The sequence below is a fragment of the Mycobacterium sp. NGS34 genome (genome assembly GCF_059812845.1).
This window is the reverse complement of sequence record NZ_JCALDM010000010.1, coordinates 69,761-93,044: the sequence shown is the minus strand read 5'-3', so window position 1 is coordinate 93,044 and position 23,284 is coordinate 69,761. Positions and strand designations below refer to the sequence as shown.

The window sequence follows — 23,284 nt, the reverse complement described above, 5'->3', positions numbered from 1 at the left end:
TGGCGCATTTCCAGTTCAGGACGAGACCGGCAACCGTGGGGAGCACTGTGGCACAGGGCGATAGCGCAAGCAGTGGCTGCCGCTTCGACGTGCACGACGCGGCCGCCCTCGCCGTCCCGGTGCGGGTCGCATGAGCACCGAACCGCCTCGGCCACCCTTCTTTGCTCGGATCATCCGCAGGATTTCGCTGGTCGTCATCCTGGCGTGGGTGGCGTTGACGCTGCTGGTGACGTTCGGGGTCCCGCCGTTGGAGCGCGTCGGCGAAGAGCACTCAGTGCCGTTGGCTCCCCAGGACGCGCCCTCGGTGCGCGCCATGACGAGCATGGGCAAGGCCTTCAAGGAGTCCGATTCGGACAGTTTCGCGATGATCGTGCTGGAGGGGCAGCAACCGCTCGGGGAAGACGCTCGCGCGTATTACCGGGGCTTGATTCGTGAGCTGAGAAACGACCCGCGGCACGTCGAGCACGTGCAGGATCTCTGGGGAGATCGGCTCACTGCGACGGGCGTGGAAAGCCCCGACGGCAAGGCCGCATACGTGCAGCTGAATCTGGCCGGCAACCAGGGCACCACCCTGGCGCAGGAATCGGTGACGGCGGTCCGGCACATTATCAAGCAGACGCCACCGCCGCCCGGCGTCGAAGTCCATCTCACCGGCCCGGCGGCGCTCATCCCCGACATGGTGCGCAGCGGCAACGACTCGCTGCTGAAGATGACCCTGATAGCCGGGGCGATCATCTTCGTGGTGCTGCTGCTCGTCTACCGTTCGGTCACCACCGTGATCCTGGTGGTGATCGGGGTCGGCGTCGAAGTCGGCACGGCCCGAGGGATTATCGCGTTTCTCGCCGACCACAACGTCGTCGTGCTCTCGACGTTCGCCATCAACCTGCTGGTGGCGCTGTCCATGGCGGCCGGGACCGACTACGGGATCTTCTTCTTCGGCCGATATCAGGAGGCCCGCCAGGCCGGCGAGGACCCCGAATCGGCCTACTACATCACCTACCGCGGCGTCGCTCCCGTCGTCCTGGGTTCCGGTCTGACGATCGCCGGGGCGATGTTGTGCCTGAGCTTCACCCGGATGCCGATTTTCCAGACCATCGGCGTGCCCTGCGCCGTGGGCATGCTTGTCGCGGTCGCGGTGGCGGTCACGCTGGTTCCGGCCGTTCTCACCACCGGAAGTCGCTTCGGGTTGTGTGATCCCAAGCGCCGGATCGCGCAAAAGCGATGGCGAGGCATCGGCACGGCGATCGTCCGCTGGCCAGCGCCCATCCTGGTGGCGACGCTGGCGGTCGCCCTGGTCGGCCTGGTGACGCTGCCGGGCTACAAAACCAGCTACGACGACAGGTCCTACCTACCCAAAGACCTGCCGGCCAACTTGGGGTACGCGGCCGCCGATCGCCATTTCTCACAATCGCGCATGCTGCCCGACATTTTGATGATCCAGGCCGACCACGACATGCGCAATCCGGCCGACTTTCTCGTGCTACATAAAATAGCCAAGGCCATTTTCCGGGTTCCGGGAATTTCTCGGGTACAGGGCATAACACGGCCCGAGGGAACGCCGATCGAGCACACCTCGATACCTTTCCTGATCAGCCTGCAAAACGCATCCATGCTGCAGAACATGTCATTCATGAAGGCCCGCATGAACGACATGCTCACGGAGGCCGACTCGCTCGCCAAGCAGATCGCGATATTGAAGCACCTGTACGAGTTGCAAAAGCAGCTCACCGCCGTCGCCCACGAGACGGTCGGTGTCGCGAAAGAGATGGAAACCATCGTGGACGAGCTCGAAGACCACGTGGCGGATTTCGACGACTTCTTCAGGCCAATTCGGAGTTACTTCTACTGGGAAAAGCACTGCTTCGATATCCCGATATGTTTTGCGATCAGGTCGGTATTCCAGCTATTCGACAGCGTCGACGCGCTTCGCGACCGATTGCACATGGTCGTCAAGGACGCGGTGCAGGCGGACGAGCTGGCGGCGCAGCTGCTGCAGCTCACTCCCCCACTGATCGCGATCGCGGAGGCCACCCGCGTCACGCTGTTGACGAACCACAGCACCACGTCCGGGCTTTTCGGTCAGCTGGACGACGCGAGCCGTAGCGCGACGGAAATGGGGCAGGCGTTCGACTCGGCCAAGAACGACGACTCTTTCTATCTGCCGCCCGACGTCTTCCAGAACCAGGACTTCCAGCGCGCGATGAGTTCGTTCGTGTCTCCGGACGGGAAGGCGGCGCGATTCATCATTTCGCACCGGGGCGACGCCGCGACCCCCGAAGGCATAGCGCGGATCAACCCGATCAGGGCGGCGGCCGAAGAGGCGCTGAAAACAACTCCGCTGGAGAGCGCCAAGATTTCCATCGCCGGAGCCGCGGCCACCTACAAAGACTTCGACGACGGCTCCAAATACGACCTATGGATCGCCCTCGTCGGCGCGCTCTGCCTCATTTTCGTCATCATGCTCGCCCTTACCCGAAGCTTCGTGGCCGCCCTGGTTATCGTTGGGACAGTGGTGCTTTCGCTGGGATCATCGTTCGGGCTGTCGGTATTGGTGTGGCAGTACATTCTGGGCGTCAAATTGCACTGGATGGTGCTGCCCATGTCGGTCATCGTCCTGTTGGCGGTGGGATCCGACTACAACCTGCTTCTGGTGGCCCGCATGAAAGAGGAGATCGCCGCCGGCATAAACACCGGCATCATCCGCGCCATGGGCGGCACCGGGAAGGTCGTGACGAACGCCGGCCTGGTGTTCGCCTTCACCATGGCGTCGATGATCTTCAGCGATTTGCGGATCATCGGCCAGCTGGGCACCACCATCGGCCTGGGCCTGTTGTTCGACACGTTGGTGGTGCGCTCGTTCATGACCCCGTCCATCGCCGCGTTGCTCGGACGCTGGTTCTGGTGGCCACAGACGGTTCGTCCGCGCCCGGCCAGCTTCATGCTGCGGTCCGAGCCGCCGCGCGCGGTGGTGCGGTCCTTGCTCCTGCACGAGGAGCGCCGCGACGACGACGCTTCGACGGTCGAACTCCCGCGGCTAACCGTCTAGGTCGCGCCGGCCCGGGAATTACGGGATCGGAATGGGCGCGCCGGTCAGGAACTTGGCCAGGGTTTGCTCCAAGGCGATCAATCCGGCCAGCGTCAAATACGTCAAAACCAGTGCCTCGTAACCGATATAGACCGGTAGTTCGAGGAAACTCAGCATGAACTTCAAAACGCCCGACGCGCTGTTGTAGAGGTTGTTGAAAACCCCGAGGAAGCCGGCCGGCGCGTCGATCAGCTCTTGCAGGATCGAGTTCGGGTCGAACGCCACCGATGCGGCATTGACGGCCTCGGCGGCCGCGTAAGCGCCCCCACCCGCGGTCAGCTGCTGCGCGAACTGCTCGCCATACGCCGACGCCTTACCGACCAGCCCCTGGAAGCTCTGGGCGGCCTGGGAGAACACCTGAGCGACGCCCGCCGACACCTCGTCGGCGGCCGCGGGTATCACCCCGACGGTCGGCACCGCCGCCGCCAGGTGTGCCGCGCGGAGCGTCGAACCAATAGCAGCCAAATCCGTCGCCGCGGCCGCCATCAACTCCGGCGTCGCCATCACATACGACATATCTATCCTCCAGCCGGTCACCGACACGACCCAGCGGCAAAGCAAGAATCAGGACTGGATCACGCCCGTCACGGAGATTACACACAAGTACAACGGCGCGCTGCAGCTTCGGCTGATCCCTGAAAACAAAACTTCTCGGCACCTCAAACTGGCTGCTAGTGCCGCTTCCGACCTAATGGCACGGGGCCGAAAACCATGCGGTCCCCCGGGTCGTTGCGGCGCTACCGGGGCGTGCGGATGGAGTCACTCCCGAAACCGTCCAGGTCGGCTTCGATAGGCCGCCACTCCATCGTCGACGGTCGGGCTCCCCGGCCCGCCGCGGCGGGCGGGATTGCGGGGCCCTCCGCGTGGAAAATCTCAGCTCGCGTCGCGCAGCATCGGCTGCGCGGTCGAGGGCAGCTCGACGGCCACCGTCGCCTCAGCAAACAAATCGACCGACGCCGCGATGGTGCGGTCGACGAAGGCGGCGAACTCCTCGAAGGAGATGTCGTCCTGGATCCAGCGCGATCTGCGGGCCACCAGGCCGACGCGCTGCGGGTCTGAGCAACCGTGGACGATCGCGGTGACTTTGCGGTTCTGCTTGTTCCATCTGTCAGCTAACCGGGTCAGCCAGGGTCGGTCGGCGGCGCGGAAGGAGTGCGCGGGCGCGACCCCGATGACCAACATGTCGCCGAACGAGGGCGAGACCTCAAGGTGGATGTGCAGCCGCCCGGCGTCGGCGTTGGCGACGCAGAAGTATTCGCCGTCGTGCTCGCCCTTGAGGAACTGCAGCCCGCAGGTGCGTACGTAGCGTTCGATCATCTTGGCGCAGAGCGACTCACTCATCATGAGGTAGATCCTGCAGCCGGCGACTTTGAGGACCCTTTGAGCCGAGCTAACCGGCATCGAAGAATCTACTGAGAATTCGCTGAGCGACCTGGGCCGTTTCAGCCCACCCGCCGCGCGACCTCGACCATCGCCGACGTGATCTGTGCGATCTCCGCGCCGATGCAGATGTAGGGCGGCATCGCGTACACGAGGTTGCGGAACGGGCGCAGCCAGACGCCGTGGTCCAGAGCGGTCGGGGTGGCGACGGCCAGGTCGACGGGCCGGTCGCACTCGATGACTCCGATGGCCCCGCACACCCGGACGTCGGCCACGCCCGGCAGCGCCCGGGCCGGTCCGAGCCCGTCCGCCAGTCCCGCGGCGATCTCCCTCACCCTGGATCGCCAGTCCTGGCCGAGCAGCAGCTCGACGCTGGCCACCGACACGGCGCAGGCCAGCGGGTTGGCCATGAACGTGGGCCCATGCATCAGCGCGCCGGCCTCCCCCGAGCTGATGGTGTGCGCGATCTCGGTGGTGCACAGGGTGGCGGCCAGGCTGAGGTATCCACCGGTCAGCGCCTTTCCGACGCACATGATGTCCGGGCTGACCCCGGCGTGGTCGGCGGCGAACAGCTCACCGGTGCGCCCGAAGCCGGTCGCGATCTCGTCGAAGATCAGCAGCACGTCGTGCCGGCTGCACGCCTCGCGCAGGTCCCGCAGGTACGCCGGGTCGTGAAAGCGCATCCCGCCCGCACCCTGCACGACGGGCTCGACGACCACGGCCGCCAGCTCCGGGGCGTGCTGCGCCAGTTGCGCCTCGAACGCCGCCCCGTAGGCGGGGTCGTAGTCGCGGGGTACCTGCGGGGCGAACACCTGCGGGACGAGCACGTCGGACCACAGCGAGTGCATGCCGCCGTCGGGGTCGCAGACGCTCATCGGGGTGAAGGTGTCGCCGTGGTAGCCGCCGCGCCAGGTCATCAGCCGGTGCTTGGCGGGCCGGCCTCTGCTGCGCCAGTACTGCAGCGCCATCTTCACCGCGACCTCCACCGACACCGACCCCGAGTCGCTGAAGAAGACCGTGTCCAAGCCCGCCGGCGTGATGTCCACCAGAAGTTGCCCCAGCCTGGCCGCGGGCTCGTGGGTCAGCCCGCCGAACATGACGTGATTCATCGTGGCCAGCTGCGCGGCGAGCGCGGCGTCCAGGTCGGGGTGGCCGTGCCCGTGGATCGCGGTCCACCAGGAGCTCATCGCGTCGAGCGCCTCGACGGGCTCGCCGTCGCGGATCAGCGTCAGCCGGGCGCCGCGGGCGGCGACGGCCACGACGGGCGCCACCGATTCCCTGCCGATGGTGCTGTAGGGATGCCACAGGTGCGCCGCGTCGATCGCGCTGATCTCCTCGGGCGTCAACCCGGCCCTCGCCGCAGGCATAGAAACCGAGCGTAGAGGCAGCCGGTTCGCACAATTCGCGGCCATCGGGGACCATCTATGGCCATGGCTTCGCCGCACCCGCCCGAGGGCCCCCACCCGGGCGACCACATCGCCGCCCCGCCGGCGCCCGAGCAATCCGACCAGCAGGCGCCCCGGGTGCTTCGCCTGCGGCTAGCGGCCTGGGACGTCATCTGCACCGTCACGCTGCTGGTGCTGCTCTTGGTCCTCGCCACGGCCACCGACTGGCCGGCGCGGCTGTTCGGCTACCTCGGGAGGCTGTGCGAGGGGGACACCTGCGGACCGGTCCCCTTCGGCATCGACTACTACATTCACCCGGTGGTGTGGGGCGGCATCGGCGCGGCGATCACCGCGGCCGGAATCGGCCCGTTCGTTTCCCTGCTGAAGGGCTGGTACATGTCCTTCTGGCCGGTGCTGGCGCTCGTCCTGCTGCTGGTCGCCTCCGCGGCCGGCTTCATCCTGACCACCTTCAGCGAGCGCTACTGGCTCTGACGGCCCGCGGCGCCCGCACCCAGATCGACGGCAGCGCGGAAAAGTTCGAGTACGCATGACGATAACGTCGATCTCGGCGATATCCGCGGCGGACGAGGGCCTCGCGCACACGGCGGACGATCTCGTCGGGTCGATGCTCGGCGACGACCCGGATCACGATCCAGCCCAACTCGGCGAACTTGTCCAGTCGGGAAATGTCCTTCACGTATTGCCTTCGGTCGGGGCGATGTTGGTCGCCGTCGTATTCGGCGGCGACCATGTAGTCCTCCCAGCCCATGTCCAGCACGCCGACTAATCGCCAGCCGTCGGCGACCGGTAACTGCGTTGTCGGTTTCGGCAGTCCGGCATCGATGAGAAGCAGCCGCAACCAGCTTTCTTTCGGCGAGGCCGCGCCTCCGTCGACCAGAGGCAGCACCTCCACGAGACGTCGCAAGCCGCGAGCGCCGCGGTACCGCTTAGCCACGACGCCGACATCCTCGAACGAGAAGGGCGTGGCACGCATGAGGGCGTCGAGCCGGGCCAGCGCCTGACCACGCGCGAGGTGGCGGCCGAGGTCGAACGCGGTGCGGGCGACCGATGTCACCGGCAGCCGCTTGACGGCGGTCACTTCGTCGGCGCCGAGCATTTCGTTGCGGACGATCAATCCGCGTTGCGGCCGGGCGTTTTTCCCCACGAGCTCGATCGGCGTGTCCGCGTCGACCCACCGCGCCCCGTGCAGCGCAGACGCCGCCGCCCCCGCGATGACGGCCCGCCGGCCCGACCACAGCCACGCGCCAAGCATGCGATCACCCAGCGACGGCTCGTGCCGCTTCGGGATGTAGACGTCACGAAAGATCGTCCGGTACCACCGGCGCAGCTGATACTCGGTCAGCACGGCGGCCCCGACCGCTTCGCTGCCCAAGAACACCTCCCCCATGGGGAGATGATGGGCGGGACTACCGACATGCTCACCGAAATCGACACCAGCGCGGAAAAGTGCGAGTGGAGACCGCGCTAACGTCGATTTCGGCGCATAGACGACGCGACTCGGTCACTGAGACCCAAATCACAACTGCGGGCACGGAATTAGGCCCGCCAGTCACCGTCCGGTCACGTTACGACAAAGAATCATTCGTGGAGCTCAGCAGGCATTTTCCGCGGGCAACTTCTGTTGTAAAAGTGTCTCTAGTGACTGGTGTGAATCCGGGCAGGCCGGCCGGGTTCGTCGCCAAGCGTCATGCAGCGGCGCGGGGCCCTGAGGGGGAAGGCCCTCAATCTCCAAGCCTCCTGCAGCAGCGGCCGACGCGCGAAGTCACCGCGACGGAGGCCCAGGATCCAAGAAGGTGGGAACCCCATGAAACGCATCTCGGCTTTCGCGATCGGTCTCGCGATGCTGGTGGCCCCATTGGCCACCGCCGGCATCGCGACCGCCGACCCCGGCACCCGGTCGATGGACTACCAACAGGCCGCGGACATCGTCGTCATGCGCGGCCTTTCGCAGCGTGGCGTGCCGTTCTCCTGGGCCGGCGGCGGCATCACCGGCCCCTCGCGTGGCAAGGGCACCGGCGCCATGACCGTCGGTTTCGACGCGTCGGGCCTGATGCAGTACGCGTACGCGGGCGCGGGGATCAAGCTGCCGCGCTCCTCCGGTGAGATGTACCGGCTCGGGCAGAAGGTGCTGCCGCAGCAAGCCCAGCGCGGCGACCTGATCTTCTACGGCCCGGAGGGCACGCAGAGCGTCGCGATGTACCTGGGTAACAACCAGATGCTCGAGGTGGGCGACGTCGTCCAGGTCTCGCCGGTGCGCTCCACCGGCATGACGCCCTACCTGGTCCGGGTCCTCGGGGCCCAGCAGACGCCGTTCCAGCAGGCGCCGCTGCAGCAGGTGCCCACGCAGCAACTGCCGCTGCAGCAGGCGCCGGTCCAGCAGGTCCCGACGCAACAGGCACCGCTGCAGCAGGCTCCGGTCCAGCAGGCCCCGACGCAACAGGCACCCCTGCAGCAGCAGGTGCAGCAGGCGCCGGTGCAGCAGCTGCCCCTGCTGCAGCAGCCGGCGCAGGCGCCCGTGCAACAGTCGCCGTACGGCATCACCCGCTAGCCCCAGACGGGGCGATTTCGTCCCGCCCAACAGCCGCCACCTGCTCCCCTGAGCTGGCTCGCCGCAAGGCCTGCCGGCAGGAGCGGGTGGCGGTTTTCGGATAAGTTGGCGGTTGACCATGCAGACCCTGTCGCCGCCTCGCCCACCGGTTGCCGCCGAACCGGCGACGGCGCGCGCGGCCGGGTTCTATCGCTACGACCTCGACGGCCTGCGTGGCATCGCGATCGCGCTCGTCGCAGTCTTCCACGTCTGGTTCGGGCGGGTTTCCGGCGGCGTGGACGTGTTTCTCGCGTTATCCGGGTTCTTCTTCGGCGGCAAGATCCTGCGCGCCGCCCTCAACCCGGACCTGCCGCTGTCCCCGGTGGCCGAGGTGACCCGGCTGGTCCGCCGCCTGCTTCCCGCGCTGGTGGTGGTCCTGGCCGGCTGCGGGCTGCTGACCGTCCTGGTCCAACCGGAAACCCGCTGGGAGACGTTCGCCGACCAGAGCCTGGCGAGCCTCGGCTACTACCAGAACTGGGAGCTGGCCAACTCCGCGGCGGACTACCTGCGCGCGGGTGAGGCCGTCACCCCGCTGCAGCACATCTGGTCCATGTCGGTGCAGGGCCAGTTCTACGTCGCCTTCCTGTTGCTGGTCGCCGGGTGCGCCTACGCGTTGCGGGGCCGGCTGCGGGCCCACCTGCGCACCGTCTTCCTGGTGCTGATCGTCGCGCTGACGGTGGCCTCGTTCGTCTACGCCACCGTCGCCCATCAGGACGACCAGGCGATCGCCTACTACAACAGCTTCGCGCGTGCCTGGGAGCTGCTGCTGGGCGCGCTGGCCGGCGCCGTCGTGCCCTACGTCCGCTGGCCGATGTGGCTGCGCACCGCCCTCGCCGCGGCCGCGCTGGCGGCGATCGTGTCGTGCGGGGCCGTCATCGACGGTGTCAAGGAATTCCCCGGCCCCTGGGCGCTGTTCCCCGTCGGGGCCACCATGCTGATGATCCTGGCCGGGGCCAACCTCCCTGCCGGCGCCGACAACCGGTTGCCGCTGCCGAACCGGATCCTGGCGACGGGGCCGCTGGTGGCGCTGGGCACGATGGCCTACTCGCTGTACCTGTGGCACTGGCCGCTGCTCATCTTCTGGCTGTCCTACAGCGGCCACCGCCACGCCGGTTTCGTCGACGGCGCGGCGGTGCTGCTGGTCTCGGGCGCCCTGGCCTACCTCACCACCCGGCTCGTCGAGGACCCGCTGCGGTACCGGACGTCCGCCGCATCCGGCGCGCCCACCCCGAAGATCCCCTCGATCCCGTGGTCGCTGCGCCTGCGCAGGCCGACGATGGCCCTGGGGTCGATGGTGGTGCTGCTCGCCGTCACGCTCACTGCGACGTCGTTCACCTGGCGTCAGCACGTCACGGTGCTGCGCGCCGCGGGCAAGGAGCTCAGCGTCCTCAACCCGCAGGACTACCCCGGCGCGCGCGCCCTCACCGAACACGTGCGGGTCCCGGCGCTGCCGATGCGGCCCAGCGTCCTGGAGGTCAAGGACGACCTGCCGATCTCGACCCGGGACGGCTGCATCAGCGACTTCGTCAACCCCGCGCTGGTCAACTGCACTTACGGCGACGTCGCGGCCACCCGCAGCATCGCCCTGGCCGGAGGGTCGCACGCGGAGCACTGGCTGCCCGCGCTGGACCTGCTCGGCCAACTGCACCACTTCAAGGTGGTGACGTACCTGAAGATGGGCTGCCCGCTGTCCACCGAGGAAGTCCCGCTGATCATGGGCAACAACGCCCCGTACATGCAGTGCCGCGAGTGGGTGCAGCGGACCATGACCAAGCTCGTCACCGACCGGCCCGACTACGTGTTCACGACGACGACCCGGCCGTGGAACATCAAGAGCGGCGACGTGATGCCGGCGACCTACATCGGCATCTGGCAAACGTTGTCGGACAACAACATTCCCATCCTCGGCATGCGGGACACCCCGTGGCTGGTCAAGAACGGCAAGCCGTTCGACCCCGCGGACTGCCTCGCCAAGAAGGGCGGCAGCCCCGACTCGTGCTCGGTCAAGCGTTCCGACGTGCTGTCCGACCGCAACCAGACGCTCGACTTCGTCACACAATTCCCGTTGCTGAAGGTCCTGGACATGTCGGACGCGATCTGCCGCGCCGAAATCTGCCGCCCCGTCGAAGGAAACGTGCTGATCTACCACGGCGCGCACCACCTGTCGCCCACCTACGTGCGAACGATGACGGCCGAGCTGGGCCGGCAGATCGGGGCCGGCACCGGTTGGTGGTAACAAGCCGCGGCCCTGTGGGCGCGGATAAGGTCATGTGATGCCGACCGACAGACCCGCTTCGGAAACAGGCGCTGGTAACCGACGGCCCACGCTGGCCACCGTTTGGCCGGGAAACCCGTACCCGCTCGGCGCCTCCTATGACGGGGCGGGCACCAACTTTTCGCTGTTCTCCGAGATCGCCGACAAGGTCGACTTGTGTCTGATCGACGACGACGGCAGCGAATCGCGCGTCCCGCTGGACGAGGTCGACGGGTTCGTCTGGCACGCCTATCTGCCGAACATCGTCCCGGGTCAGCGCTACGGCTTTCGCGTCCACGGCCCCTTCGACCCGGCGGCCGGGCACCGGTGTGACCCCAGCAAGCTGCTGCTGGACCCGTACGGCAAGGCCTTCCACGGCGACTTCGACTTCGGCCAGGCGCTGTTCTCCTACGACCTCGCGGCCGTCACCCCGGACGGCCCGAACGCCGACGGGCTCGACCCCGGGACTCCCCCCATGGTGGACTCGCTCGGCCACACCATGACCAGCGTGGTGAGCAACCCGTTCTTCGACTGGGGCTCCGACCGCGCCCCGCTCACCCCGTACCACGAGACCGTCATCTACGAGGCCCACGTCAAGGGCATGACGCAGACCCATCCCGGCGTCCCCGAGCAGCTTCGGGGCACCTACGCCGGGCTGGCCCACCCGGTGGTCATCGACCACCTCAAGTCGCTCAACGTCACCGCCATCGAGCTGATGCCCGTTCACCAGTTCATGCACGACCACCGGCTTTTGGACCTGGGCCTGCGAAATTACTGGGGCTACAACACCTTTGGCTTTTTCGCCCCGCACAACCAGTACGCGGCCAACCGCACGGCCAGCGTCGCCGAGTTCAAATCCATGGTGCGCAGCTTCCACGACGCCGGCATCGAGGTGATCCTCGACGTCGTGTACAACCACACCGCCGAGGGCAATCACCTCGGTCCGACGATCAACTTCCGCGGCATCGACAACGCCGCCTACTACCGGCTCGTCGACACGGACCTGCGGTTGTACAAGGACTACACCGGCACCGGCAACAGCCTCAACCCCCGCCACCCGCACGTGCTGCAGCTCATCATGGACTCGCTGCGCTACTGGGTGCTCGAGATGCACGTCGACGGGTTCCGCTTCGACCTGGCCGCCACCCTGGCCCGCGAGCTGCACGACGTCGACCGATTGAGCGCGTTTTTCGACCTGGTCCAGCAGGATCCGATCGTCAGCCAGGTCAAATTGATCGCCGAGCCGTGGGACGTCGGCGAGGGCGGCTACCAAGTCGGAAACTTCCCGGGTTTGTGGACCGAGTGGAACGGGAAGTATCGCGATACTGTGCGCGACTACTGGCGGGGCGAGCCCGCGACCCTGGGCGAGTTCGCCTCCCGGCTGACCGGGTCGTCGGACCTCTACGAGGCGACCGGCCGGCGCCCCAGCGCCAGCATCAACTTCGTCACCGCCCACGACGGGTTCACACTCAACGACCTGGTCTCCTACAACGACAAACACAACATGGCCAACGGCGAGGACAACCGCGACGGCGAAAGCCACAACCGGTCGTGGAACTGCGGCGTCGAAGGCCCCACCAACGACCCCGACATCCTGGAACTGCGCCGCCGCCAAATGCGCAACTTCTGGGCCACACTGCTGCTCAGTCAGGGCACGCCGATGATCGCGCACGGCGACGAGTTCGGCCGCACCCAGAACGGCAACAACAACGTCTACTGCCAGGACTCCGAATTGTCCTGGATGGACTGGTCATTCGTCGAAAAGAACGCGGACCTGCTGGCCTTCGCGCGCAAGGTGACCACCCTGCGCAAGAACCATCCGGTGTTTCGCCGGCGCCGGTTCTTCGACGGTGAGCCGATCCGCAGCGGCGACGAGGTTCGCGACATCGCCTGGCTCAATCCGAGTAGCCGCGAGATGACGCACGAGGACTGGGGCGAAAGCATTCACAAGTGTGTGGCGGTGTTCCTCAACGGCGACGCCATCACCGCGCCGAACGCCCGCGGCGAGCGGGTGGTCGACGACTCGTTCCTGTTGTGCTTCAACGCCGGCGAAGAGCGGCTGGAGTTCGTGATGCCGCCCGACGACTACGCCCAGGAGTGGACGGTGGAGCTCGACACCAACCATCCCGCCGGCGAGGCGGACCAGGTGGTCAACGCCGAGGAGAAGGTCTCGCTGCCCGCACGTTCGCTGCTGATACTTCGTAAGACCTTGTGACGCATGGCCTTTCCCGTCCTGTCCACCTACCGGCTGCAGCTGCGTGGTGAATCCAGCGGGTTCGGGTTCACCTTCGAGGACGCCGAGGGCCTGCTGGATTACCTCGACGAGCTCGGGGTGACCCATCTCTACCTCTCCCCCGTGCTGACCGCCGCCCGGGGATCCAACCACGGCTACGACGTCACCGATCCCACCACGGTCGCGCCGGAGCTGGGCGGCGCCGACGGCCTGGCGCGGCTGTCCGCGGCGGCCCGCGCGCGCGGCATGGGCCTGGTCGTCGACATCGTCCCCAACCACGTCGGCGTCGACGACCCCCAGCAGAACGCCTGGTGGTGGGACGTGCTGCGGCACGGCCGGGGCTCGCCGTACGCGGCGTTCTTCGACATCGACTGGGACCTCGACGAGGACGGCCGAATTGTGCTGCCGATACTCGGTTCCGACGACGACGCGGCCGAGCTGAAGGTCGACGGCGACCGGCTGCGGCTCGGCGATCTCGCCCTGCCCATCGCCCCGGGCACCGCTGAGGGAAGCGGCCCGCAGGTTCATGACCGCCAGCACTACCGGCTGGTGGGCTGGCGAAACGGGGTCACCGGCTACCGGCGCTTCTTCTCGATCACCTCGCTGGCCGGGCTGCGACAGGAAGACCGCGCGGTGTTCGACGCCAGCCACGCCGAAATCGCCCGCTGGTTCGCCGAGGGACTCGTCGACGGCGTGCGCATCGACCACCCCGACGGATTGTCCGATCCCGGCGGATATTTGGCGCGGCTGCGCGAACTGGTCGGGCCCGACGCGTGGATCGTGATCGAGAAGATCCTCGCCGTCGACGAGGCCCTCGAGCCGACGCTGCCGGTCGCCGGCACCACCGGCTACGACGTGCTCCGGCAGGTGGGCGGCGTCTTCGTCGACCCGGCCGGCGAAGAGGCGCTCACCGCGCTGGTCGACTCCGCGGGGCTGGATTACGCCACCATGCCTGGGCTGCTCGCGGAGCTCAAGGTCCGCGCGGCCACCGAGACCCTGGCGAGCGAGTTGGCCCGGCTGCGGCGGTCGGTCGCGGCGACGGCGGGCACCGATCACCCGCTGCTACCCGACGCGATCGCCGCCCTGCTCACCCACGTCGGCGTCTACCGCAGCGACTACCCCGGCCTGGCCGCGCTGCTGCCCACCGCGCTGGCCGAAACCCAGGCGCAGTCACCGCAATTGGGGCCCGCGCTGCAAGTGCTGGCCGCGGCGCTGGCCGAGGGCGGCGAGCCGGCCAACCGGCTGCAGCAGCTCTGCGGCGCGGTGACCGCCAAGGCCGTCGAGGACTGCCTGTTCTACCGCGACGCCCGGCTGGTGTCGCTCAACGAGGTGGGCGGCGAACCGCACCGCTTCGGCGTCGGACTCGCGGAGTTCCACCACAGCGCCGCCACCCGCGCGCGGTTGTGGCCGCACACGATGACGACGCTGACCACCCACGACACCAAGCGCGGCGAGGACGTGCGGGCCCGCATCGGCGTGCTGTCCCAGGTGCCGTCGCTGTGGACCGAGTTCCTGGCCCGCTGGGAGATCCGGGCCCCCTCCCCGGACCCCGCGACCGGACGGTTCCTGTGGCAGAACATCTTCGGGGTGTGGCCGGTGAACGGCCAGGTGACCCGGGAACTGCGCGCCCGGCTGCACGCCTACGCCGAGAAGGCCGTCCGGGAAGCGGCCTGGCACACCTCGTGGAACGACCCGGACGCCGCCTTCGAGGACGCGGTGCACCGCTGGCTGGACACCATCCTCGACGGCCCGGTGGCCGGCCAGCTGACCGAGCTTGTGGCGCAACTCAATCCGCACGCCGCGAGCGACGCGCTCGGCCAGAAGCTGCTCGCGCTCACCGTGCCCGGGACCCCAGACATCTACCAGGGCACCGAGCTGTGGGACGACAGCCTGGTCGACCCCGACAACCGGCGCCCCGTCGACTACGGCGCCCGCCGGGCCGCGCTGAACGACCTGCAGCACCCGAAGATTCGCGTCGTCGCCGCGGCGCTTCGGGTGCGCCGCTCCCGCCCGGACACGTTCCTGCGCGGCGGCTACCGGCCGGTGCTCGCCGACGGCGAGGCCGCCGACCACGTGGTGGCGTTTCGCCGCGGGGACGACGTGCTGGTCGCGGTGACCCGCTGGACCTTGCGGCTGGCCGAAAAGGGCTGGGGCAACACCGTGCTGCCGCTGCCCGAGGGCACCTGGACCGACGCCCTGTCCGGCGCCGTGGCCAGCGGGGCCACCTCGGCGGCCCAACTGTTCTCGGACCTGCCGGTCGTGCTGTTGGAGCGCCGGCATGACTGAATTCCGGGTCTGGGCGCCCAAACCCGCGCTGGTGCGGCTCGACCTGGACGGCGCGGTGCACCCGATGACGCGCTCCGACGACGGCTGGTGGCACGCGGACGTCGACGCCCCGCCGGGGGCCCGGTACGGATACCTGCTCGACGACGACCCCACCGTACTGCCCGACCCCCGCTCGCCCCGGCAGCCCGACGGCGTGCACGCCCGGTCGCAGCTGTGGGAGTCCGCCGACGCGGCCTGGACGGACGGCGACTGGGCGGGCCGGTCGGTCGAAGGGGCGCTGATCTACGAGTTGCACCTGGGCACGTTCACGGCTGCCGGCACCCTCGACGCGGCCGTCGAAAAGCTGGACCACTTGGTCGATCTCGGCGTCGACTTCGTCGAGCTGATGCCGGTGAACTCCTTCGCCGGCACCCACGGCTGGGGGTACGACGGCGTGCTGTGGTACAGCGTGCACGAACCCTACGGCGGCCCCGACGGCCTGGTCCGGTTCGTCGACGCCTGCCACGCCCGCGGCCTGGGCGTGCTGATCGACGCCGTGTTCAACCACCTCGGCCCGTCGGGGAACTACCTGCCGCGCTTCGGCCCCTACCTGTCGTCGGCCAGCAACCCGTGGGGCGAGGGCATCAACATCGCCGACGCCGACTCCGACGAGGTGCGCCGCTACATCATCGGCTGCGCGCTGCGCTGGATGCGCGACTTCCACGCCGACGGGCTGCGGCTCGACGCCGTGCACGCGCTGGTGGACACCACCGCCGTTCACGTTCTCGAGGAGCTCGCCACCGAAACCGACCTGCTGTCAAGCCAACTGGGCCGCCCGTTGTCGCTTGTCGCCGAAAGCGACCTCAACGACCCGCGGTTGATCACCCCGCGCGACCGCAACGGCTACGGGCTGACCGCGCAGTGGGCCGACGACATCCACCACGCCATCCACACCGCCGTGTCCAGCGAACGCCAGGGCTACTACGCCGACTTCGGTTCGCTGGCCACGCTGGCGGAAACCTTGCGGCAGGGCTACTTCCACGCCGGCACCTACTCGTCGTTCCGGCACCGCCGCCACGGGCGGCCGCTGGACACGACGGCGATCCCCGCCACCCGGCTGGTCGCCTATACCTGCACCCACGACCAGGTCGGCAACCGGGCGCTCGGCGATCGGCCCTCGCAGAACCTGACCGTGGGCCAGCTGGCGGTCAAGGCCGCCCTCGTCCTCGGATCGCCCTACACCGCAATGCTTTTCATGGGTGAGGAATGGGGCGCCTCGACGCCGTTTCAGTTCTTCAGCTCGCATCCCGAACCGGAGCTGGCGCGGGCCACGGCCGAGGGCCGCAAGGCCGAATTCGCCGAACACGGTTGGAACGCCGACGAAATCCCCGACCCGCAGGACCCGGAGACATTTCAACGCTCCAAGCTGGATTGGGGCGAGGTCGGCGCCGGCGAGCACGCCCGTCTGCTCGACACCTACCGCGAGCTGATCGCGCTGCGCCGCCGCGACGCCGACCTGGCCGACCCCTGGCTGGAGCACCTCGTCGTCGAATACGACGAAGCGCAGCGCTGGATCACCATGCACCGCGGCCGGTTTCGCATCGCCTGCAACCTGGGCGCCGAGCCGGTCACGGTGCCGGTGACCGGCGAGCTGGTCCTCGCCTGGGGCGAACCGACGCTCGACGCCGAGTCCACCAAGCTGCCCGCGCATTCGTTCGCCGTTCTATCAGTGCGCGAGCAGACCTGAGCGCTCTCAGAGCACCGACGTTGCCTCGAGGCCGGTCATTTGCGCGATGACATCGAAGTCCGCATCGCGGTGGACGATGCGTGCACCATGGCGGATCGCGACCGACGCGATGAGGCAGTCGTTGATGCTACGAATCGTCTTCCCCGCGCGCCGGGCCGCGCGATAGATGTTGGCGGCGGCCCGAAAATCGATCGCGTTGTCCACGACCAACGAGGGCAAGCCGTTCACGAGCCGCTCGAGCATGATGTAGGCGTTGTCGTTGGCCGCTCCGCTCAGGATTTCCATCGCGATGGGCTCGCACATCGCGATTTGACGCTCCTCCTCGGAGATCAGCCGGCGCACTTCGGTCGCGGCGGCCGAGCCGGTAGCGCGGAAGTATTCGATCCAGGCCGACGTGTCAACGAGGATCATCAAAACGTCGCGGGCCGTTCGCTTCGCAAGTCATCGAGGTCGCCATCCCAGCCGACCCCTTCGAGCCCCAGCAGGAATTCGCGAGTCAACGGCTGACCAACCAGCCGTCGCAGGGCGAGGTCGACGGCCGCTTTTTTGGTGGAGAGGCCGAACCTTCGCATTACCTCGGCAGCGAGTTCGTCGTCGATGTCGATGTTGGTGCGCGACATACACCAAGCGTACACATCAGTTCTGGCAGACAATCAAAATCACTTAAATCACCTAAGTAACACTCGGGTGCGGGCGGCCTTCGGCGGCGATTCGGCTGCCGACGGGACCCTCGGCTAGACACAACTGAGGCATTCACCGCGGACGGCCGATCACACCGCAGGCCGGTCCCTCGTGCCCGCTGCGCCAAGAGAGCTGCCTGTCAACGACTGTTTTGCCAATCGAATGGTAATGTAGTGCCATGAACGTGACCGTGGACCGACTGGGGCGGTTGGTCATTCCGAAGGCATTACGGGTCGCGCTGGGGATCACGCCCGACACACAGCTCGAATTGATTCCGGACGGATCTGGTCTGCGGATCGAGCCTGTCCAGCAGCGCGTCCGCCCGATCGAGACGCAAGACGGCCTTCCAGTCCTCGGCCATGTGGAGGGTGCGGTGCTGACGGACGACGACGTGCGCCGGCTTCGCGATGACATCCAGCGGTGAACTTTGGGCGTGCGACACCAGCGTCGCCGTCGCCGCTCTCGATTCGACCCACGAGGCGCACTCGGCGTGCCGTCGAGTGCTCGTTCACCGTCGCCCCGCGCTCGCGGGCCATGCGATGTTCGAGACGTATTCGGTGCTGACCCGACTTCCACTTCCGCTACGTCTGAATGCGGCCCAAGCGTCCTCGGTACTGGTGAGAGCGTTTCCAGCAACGTGCTGGCTCGAGGCGAGTGCTACCAGCGATCTTTTCGAGCGACTTGCCCACTTCGGCATCGTCGGCGGATCCGTCTATGACGCTCTCGTCGGCCATGCCGCGTCGACGAACCGACGCACACTACTCACCCGCGATCGTCGGGCAGAGCGCACCTACCGCTCACTCAACGTGCAATACGAGTTCGTTGACTGACCGTTTCGCCGCACGGCCCGGCGTGCCTGCCCCAGGGTGTCGGACCCGTTCGGAAGACTGCGGAACATGAGCAGACGCAACCGTGAGAAGCGCACGGCCAAGCACAAGAACCGGCGCCGGGCGGCGCCCGCGCAAGAGCGCGTCGGCCCCAATCCGGGACCCGACCGCGCGCTGCTTCTCGAAAGCCTTGTCGTCGCGTTGAGCACGGCCGCGTCGTGCGCTCCCGAGCACGCGCCGCGTCACGCCGGCGAGCTGTTACGCGAGTTCGCGGACTTCGCACGTGAGCTCGACGTTGCGGCTGACCTCGCCATTAACGAGGCCATCAGCGCAGCATGGGAGCACGGATGGCAACCATCCGACTTGCATGAAATCGCACAGCGCAAACTCAAGCCGGCCGAAGTCCGCTACCTCGATGAGGCCATCGTCGGTGAATGCCGGCGCTACGCCCCAGCGACATTGCACCCGGCCTGGCGCGCCGATCTCGCCCGCCTCGCACCCACAGCCGATTCGAGCGCACAACCGCCCCTTATGCGGCGGTGGGTCGCGTCGCACACGGTCGACCGACGCGCGGCCGTCGCGGTCGTCCTCAAACTCCTGAATCTTCTCGGCAGGCTCCCAGTGCTGGAAGTGCTCGTGCCGCCGCCAGGTACGCACCGGCACGTGACAACAGCGGTGAGTGATGCTGACGAAAGGGCTCTCGGCAGGGTGCGTGCACTATTGGCCAAAGCCGAAGCCACTGAGTTCGCGGACGAGGCGGAGGCACTTTCGGCCAAGGCCCAAGATCTCATGAGCAGGTACGCGCTGAGTGAAGCGCTGGCCCGTCACGACCGCGGCCGGAAGCCGGCCGCGACCGCGCGACGGATCTGGATCGACAACCCGTACGCCGCCGCCAAGGCGGCGTTGGTGCAAGTGGTGAGTAGGTCCAATCGTTGCCGCGCGGTGTGGGCCGAGCGCCTCGGATTCGTCACTGTCATCGGCTGCGAAACCGATCTCAACCTGGTCGAGCTGCTCAGCACGTCGCTGCTCGTACAAGCCAACCGAGCCATGCTCGGCGCGGGGCGCAACGCAAGTGCGCAAACACGTTCCAGGACGTTTCGCCATTCGTTTCTTGTCGCCTACGCCCAACGCATCGGCGAACGGCTCGAGGGCGCGAGCGCATCGGTTGCCGCGGAGGCCAAAGGGGACGGTCGACTGCTTCCGGTGCTGGCGGCCAATAGCCTGGCGGCCGACGAACTCCTTTGTCGACTGTTCCCGTCGACGCTTCCTCGCGCGGTGTCAGTCTCCGACGGTGCCGGCTGGGGCGCAGGCCGCGCCGCGGCGAACATGGCCGTGTTCGACACGCGCGGTTCGATCGCGGGTTAGGTGGACGACGCCCGGTTCACCCGCGACCAGCTGAAGCGGTTCGCCGGTGCGACACTGCCGGACCTGATATCCGAGCGGGTCCGGCTGCTGTTCGTCGGGATCAACCCGGGCCTGAGAAGCGTTGCCGTGCAAGCCCATTTCGCTCCGCGCGGCAATCGGTTCTGGCCGGCGCTGTTCCGGGCCGGCATCACCGATCATCTGATCGACGCCTCGTCCGGGTTCACGCCCGCCGACCGAGAATATTTGCTGGATCTCGGGATCGGCATCACCAGCCTCGTCGAGCGAGCCACCGCGGGTGCGGACGAGCTCACCGTCGCCGAATTCGTCGCAGGCAGAAGCAGACTGGACAACACGGTTCGCGAGTACTCCCCACGGGTCGTCGCGGTCCTGGGGGTCACCGCCTACCGCGACGCCTTCGGCGACCGCCTGGCGAAGCAGGGCATTCAGGTGTCGCCCTACCCCGCCGCCGAGCTGTGGGTGCTGCCGAATCCGAGCGGGCGCAACGCCCACGCGTCGTTGTCCGGCCTGGCGGCCGCCTACGGCGAGGTCGCCCGGGCCGCCGGCATCCCTACACGCTCGGCCGGCCGGTAGCCAGCACCGCCTCGGCGATCGCGTCGGCCAGCGGATCGATCTCGCGCGCGCCCAAATCCGCGACCGTGACGCGGATTCCTGGCGCGGTGCGAATCCGGAACCGCGCCCCCGGCGCCGCGGCCCAACCCGCGCCGAGCAGCCGGGTGATCGCGACCGTCTCGTCGGGCACCGGGACCCACACGTTGAGCCCCGAGCGCCCGTGGGCCGCGACGCCGCGCTCGGCTAGCGCCGCGCGCAGTCGCGTCCGGTTGTCGGCGTATTGCCTCTCGGCCTCGCCGACGAGGCGCGCTGCCGCCTCGTCGGACCACAGGCTCACGGCGAGATCCTGCAGCAGGTGGCTCACCCAGCCCGGGCCGAGGCGCAGGCGGCCGTGCACGCGCTCGACGGTGCGGCGGTCCCCGGCGAGGACGGCGACCCGCAGGTCCGGACCGTAGGCCTTGGACGCCGAGCGCACGAACGCCCAGTGGCCGGTCGATCCGGCCAGCGTGTGCAGTGGCGCCCCGGCGATGCCCGCGCAGTGGTCGTCCTCGACGAGCAGCACGTCGTCGGCGCGGGCGGCCAGCAATTCGCGCAGCGTGTCCGCGCGGTCCGCGAACAGCGCCGCACCGGTCGGGTTGTGCGCGCGGGTGGTGACGACGACGGCCCGGGCGCCGCGTCCGAGCGCCCGGGACAGGTCGGCGACCAGCGGGCCGTCGTCGTCGACCCGCACCGGCTCGGCCGAAAGGCCAAGGGCGGCAAGCAAATCCAGCAGGTTGGCCCATCCCGGGTCCTCCACGGCCACCCGGTCGCCGGGGCGCAGGTGCGCGCTCAGCGCCCGCTCGATGCCGTCGAGCGCGCCGCTGGTCACCGCCAGGTGATCGGCCGGGACGCCGTCCGCGGCGAGCGCGGCGCGGGCGTGGTCGACCAACGCGGGCGACATCGCCGGCTCGCCGTAGAGCAGTGGCCGGGGGCGCGGGACCCGGGCGGAGGCGATCGGGAGCAGCGCCGGGTCGGGGTTGCCGGTCGACAGGTCGCGCACGCCCGCGGGGACGTCGAGCCCCAGCAGCGAGCGGGGTGTCGTCGCGGGGCGGTGCCGCACCCGGGTGCCGCGCCGCCCCGCGGTCTCGACGGCCCCGCGATCGCGCAGCAGGCGGTAGGCCGCGGCGACGGTGTTGGCGTTCACACCGAGCCGGCCCGCCAGGTCGCGGATCGGTGGCAACGCCTCGCCCGGCGCCAGGGAGCCGTGGGAGATGGCCTCCTCCACGTTGGCGGCTATGGATTCCGCGCCCGTCCCCGTATATTGTACTGGCACGAGGATAAGTATGTACTAGGACAAAACTAAAGGCAATCCGTTGGAAACCGCGTACCGCCCCACACCCCGAACCACGCCCACCCGCTACCGCGAGCGCGCCCACTACGACCGCCCCACGGTCCACGCGATCCTGGACGAGGCCCTGATCTGTCACCTGGGCTACCCGGGCGCCGGCGGCCCGGTGGTGTTGCCGACGACCCATGCGCGCCTCGGCGAGACGCTCTACCTGCACGGTTCCACCGGCGGCGGCCCACTGCTCGCCGCCAAAGCGACGCCGGAGGGCCTGCCCGTGTGCGTCACCGTCACCCTGGTCGACGGGCTGGTGCTGGCGCGCTCGGCCATGCACCATTCGGTGAACTTCCGCTCGGTGGTCGTGCTGGGCAACGCGCGGGTGGTCGACGATCCCGCGGAGAAGCTGCGCGCGCTGCGCGGCCTGCTCGATCACATCCGGCCCGGCCGGGCCGACGACTGCCGCAATCCCAACGCGCGCGAACTCGCCGCGACCGGGGTGCTCGCGCTCGACCTGGCCGAGGTCTCGGCCAAGGTGCGCGCCGACGGCCCGGCCGACGATCCCGAGGACCGCGCGTTGCCGCACTGGGCCGGCGTGGTGCCGCTGCGCTTGACCGCCGGAACCCCGGTGCCCGCCGCCGACCTCGATCCCGCTGTCCCGGTGCCGTCGTACCTAGCCTGACGCTGCGCGACGGCCCCGCCGCGCGTCGGTCCACCACGATCCGACCAGCATTACGATGCCGGCCCAGGCGACGCCCAGTAGCCAGCCGGCCAGCACGTCGCTGACGTAGTGCACGCCCAGATAGACCCGCGAGTATCCGACCACCAGCGCCGAGCCGATCGCCACCGTCCAGACGATCACCCGCGCCGCCCACCCGGTGACGAGCCAGCGGGTCGTCATCCAGGCGCAAAGCATCATGATCGTGGCGGCGCCGGTCGCGTGCCCGGAGGGAAAGGAATAGCCGTCCGCGGCGGCCACGGCGAACGGAAGGGGCGGGCGTTCCCGGCCGACCAGGGCCTTGGCGGTGAACAGCACCAGCGCCATCCCGCCGCCTCCCACCGCGGCGAGCAGCACCGGCCGCCACGACCTGCATCGCCACCCGGCAACGGCGGAAATCGACAGGGCAAGCGCGGCAAGGAAGGGGGGATCGCCGGCGGAGGTGAGCACCCGCAGCGTCGTGGTCAGCCACAGATCGCGGTGGGTTGCGAGCCACCGTGCGGTCGGTTGGTCGAGCCCGGCGATGCCGTCGCCCTCGAGCACGTCGTCGAGCACCTCGGTGAAGCCCACCGCCACGGCGCCCACCGCGACGAAGCCCAGGAGCAGCGCGACACCGGCGACCTCGTCCGCGGGCAACCGGCGCGCCAACGGCCATCCCCTCGCGGCGATCTGGTCGCGGGCCCGGGTCAGCGCCCGGCCGATCACCTCGGCGCCGGACACCCGCGCCCAGAGCCGACGCAACTGAGGCCCACGCCGCCCGACCCAGATGGCCGACCCCGCCAGCAGCAGCAGGAACAGCACGGTGCCGGCGCTGAGGACGCCGAAGCCGGGTTGACCCATGCCGA

Annotated in this window: 19 protein-coding genes and 1 pseudogene; 12 read left to right on the top strand and 8 right to left on the bottom strand. The window is 68.5% G+C overall.

What is annotated here, in order from left to right; genetic code table 11:
* The first annotated feature begins 130 nt into the window (after positions 1–130).
* Entirely contained in the window at positions 131–3,046 is a 2,916-nt protein-coding gene (locus AC5Y7V_RS22770) for an MMPL/RND family transporter (protein WP_499882289.1), read from the top strand.
* A gap of 18 nt (positions 3,047–3,064) precedes the next feature.
* Here the strand turns inward: AC5Y7V_RS22770 and AC5Y7V_RS22765 are convergent, their stop codons facing one another.
* From AC5Y7V_RS22765 to AC5Y7V_RS22755, 3 genes are all read right to left on the bottom strand, one after another.
* Positions 3,065–3,601, bottom strand: coding sequence for a PE family protein (locus AC5Y7V_RS22765; RefSeq protein ID WP_499882288.1), 537 nt, complete (start codon positions 3,599–3,601; stop codon positions 3,065–3,067).
* A 357-nt stretch (positions 3,602–3,958) separates the two neighbouring features.
* The gene (locus AC5Y7V_RS22760; RefSeq protein WP_499882287.1) at positions 3,959–4,426 is read right to left on the bottom strand and encodes a hypothetical protein; all 468 of its coding nucleotides are present in this window, start codon (positions 4,424–4,426) and stop codon (positions 3,959–3,961) included.
* A gap of 101 nt (positions 4,427–4,527) precedes the next feature.
* Entirely contained in the window at positions 4,528–5,832 is a 1,305-nt protein-coding gene (locus tag AC5Y7V_RS22755; RefSeq protein ID WP_499882286.1) for an adenosylmethionine--8-amino-7-oxononanoate transaminase, read from the bottom strand.
* Between the two features lie 63 nt (positions 5,833–5,895).
* Here AC5Y7V_RS22755 and AC5Y7V_RS22750 point away from each other — a divergent pair, with 63 nt between their 5' ends.
* Complete coding sequence (locus tag AC5Y7V_RS22750; RefSeq protein ID WP_499882285.1) at positions 5,896–6,342, top strand: hypothetical protein; 447 nt, start codon at positions 5,896–5,898, stop codon at positions 6,340–6,342.
* Positions 6,343–6,418: 76 nt separating this feature from the next.
* Here the strand turns inward: AC5Y7V_RS22750 and AC5Y7V_RS22745 are convergent.
* A pseudogene (locus AC5Y7V_RS22745) lies at positions 6,419–7,258 on the bottom strand (type IV toxin-antitoxin system AbiEi family antitoxin); the annotation flags it as partial.
* A 417-nt stretch (positions 7,259–7,675) separates the two neighbouring features.
* Here AC5Y7V_RS22745 and ripD point away from each other — a divergent pair.
* From ripD to treZ, 5 genes are all read left to right on the top strand, one after another.
* The gene (gene ripD / locus AC5Y7V_RS22740; RefSeq protein WP_499882284.1) at positions 7,676–8,419 is read left to right on the top strand and encodes an NlpC/P60 family peptidoglycan-binding protein RipD; all 744 of its coding nucleotides are present in this window, start codon (positions 7,676–7,678) and stop codon (positions 8,417–8,419) included.
* 118 nt (positions 8,420–8,537) lie between these two features.
* Positions 8,538–10,694: an acetyltransferase SucT gene (gene sucT, locus AC5Y7V_RS22735; protein ID WP_499882283.1), complete on the top strand. Its 2,157-nt coding sequence runs from the start codon at positions 8,538–8,540 to the stop codon at positions 10,692–10,694.
* A gap of 37 nt (positions 10,695–10,731) precedes the next feature.
* Positions 10,732–12,927 carry a glycogen debranching protein GlgX gene (gene glgX / locus AC5Y7V_RS22730; protein WP_499882282.1) on the top strand — a complete coding sequence of 732 codons (2,196 nt, stop codon included), beginning with the start codon at positions 10,732–10,734 and terminating at the stop codon, positions 12,925–12,927.
* Positions 12,928–12,930: 3 nt separating this feature from the next.
* Positions 12,931–15,231, top strand: coding sequence for a malto-oligosyltrehalose synthase (gene treY, locus AC5Y7V_RS22725; protein WP_499882281.1), 2,301 nt, complete (start codon positions 12,931–12,933; stop codon positions 15,229–15,231).
* Positions 15,224–16,957: a malto-oligosyltrehalose trehalohydrolase gene (treZ, locus tag AC5Y7V_RS22720; protein ID WP_499882280.1), complete on the top strand. Its 1,734-nt coding sequence runs from the start codon at positions 15,224–15,226 to the stop codon at positions 16,955–16,957. The genes treY and treZ overlap by 8 nt, the downstream gene beginning before the upstream one ends.
* 6 nt (positions 16,958–16,963) lie before the next feature.
* On the opposite strand, the gene vapC is transcribed toward treZ, so the two are convergent.
* Positions 16,964–17,368, bottom strand: a complete 405-nt coding sequence (gene vapC, locus AC5Y7V_RS22715; RefSeq protein ID WP_499882279.1) for a type II toxin-antitoxin system VapC family toxin — start codon at positions 17,366–17,368, stop codon at positions 16,964–16,966.
* The gene (locus AC5Y7V_RS22710; RefSeq protein ID WP_499882278.1) at positions 17,368–17,577 is read right to left on the bottom strand and encodes a type II toxin-antitoxin system VapB family antitoxin; all 210 of its coding nucleotides are present in this window, start codon (positions 17,575–17,577) and stop codon (positions 17,368–17,370) included. The genes vapC and AC5Y7V_RS22710 overlap by 1 nt, the downstream gene beginning before the upstream one ends.
* 239 nt (positions 17,578–17,816) lie before the next feature.
* On the opposite strand from AC5Y7V_RS22710, the gene AC5Y7V_RS22705 reads away from it, so the two are divergent.
* The 4 genes from AC5Y7V_RS22705 to AC5Y7V_RS22690 all read left to right on the top strand — a co-directional run bounded on the left by AC5Y7V_RS22705 (position 17,817) and on the right by AC5Y7V_RS22690 (position 20,421).
* Positions 17,817–18,062 (top strand): AbrB/MazE/SpoVT family DNA-binding domain-containing protein, encoded by a 246-nt coding sequence (locus tag AC5Y7V_RS22705; protein ID WP_499882277.1) that lies wholly within the window; start codon positions 17,817–17,819, stop codon positions 18,060–18,062.
* Entirely contained in the window at positions 18,046–18,468 is a 423-nt protein-coding gene (locus AC5Y7V_RS22700) for a PIN domain-containing protein (protein ID WP_499882276.1), read from the top strand. The genes AC5Y7V_RS22705 and AC5Y7V_RS22700 overlap by 17 nt, the downstream gene beginning before the upstream one ends.
* Before the next feature lie 66 nt (positions 18,469–18,534).
* Positions 18,535–19,830: a DUF2786 domain-containing protein gene (locus AC5Y7V_RS22695; RefSeq protein WP_499882275.1), complete on the top strand. Its 1,296-nt coding sequence runs from the start codon at positions 18,535–18,537 to the stop codon at positions 19,828–19,830.
* Entirely contained in the window at positions 19,831–20,421 is a 591-nt protein-coding gene (locus tag AC5Y7V_RS22690; protein ID WP_499882274.1) for a mismatch-specific DNA-glycosylase, read from the top strand.
* Here AC5Y7V_RS22690 and AC5Y7V_RS22685 read toward each other — a convergent pair.
* A complete protein-coding gene (locus AC5Y7V_RS22685; protein WP_499882273.1) occupies positions 20,399–21,712 on the bottom strand; it encodes an aminotransferase class I/II-fold pyridoxal phosphate-dependent enzyme in 1,314 nt (437 codons plus the stop codon). The two genes, AC5Y7V_RS22690 and AC5Y7V_RS22685, sit on opposite strands and share 23 nt — an antisense overlap.
* A gap of 40 nt (positions 21,713–21,752) precedes the next feature.
* Here AC5Y7V_RS22685 and AC5Y7V_RS22680 point away from each other — a divergent pair, with 40 nt between their 5' ends.
* Positions 21,753–22,403, top strand: a complete 651-nt coding sequence (locus tag AC5Y7V_RS22680) for a pyridoxamine 5'-phosphate oxidase family protein (RefSeq protein WP_499882272.1) — start codon at positions 21,753–21,755, stop codon at positions 22,401–22,403.
* Here the strand turns inward: AC5Y7V_RS22680 and AC5Y7V_RS22675 are convergent.
* The gene (locus AC5Y7V_RS22675; RefSeq protein WP_499882271.1) at positions 22,395–23,279 is read right to left on the bottom strand and encodes a phosphatase PAP2 family protein; all 885 of its coding nucleotides are present in this window, start codon (positions 23,277–23,279) and stop codon (positions 22,395–22,397) included. The two genes, AC5Y7V_RS22680 and AC5Y7V_RS22675, sit on opposite strands and share 9 nt — an antisense overlap.
* Positions 23,280–23,284: the final 5 nt, after the last annotated feature.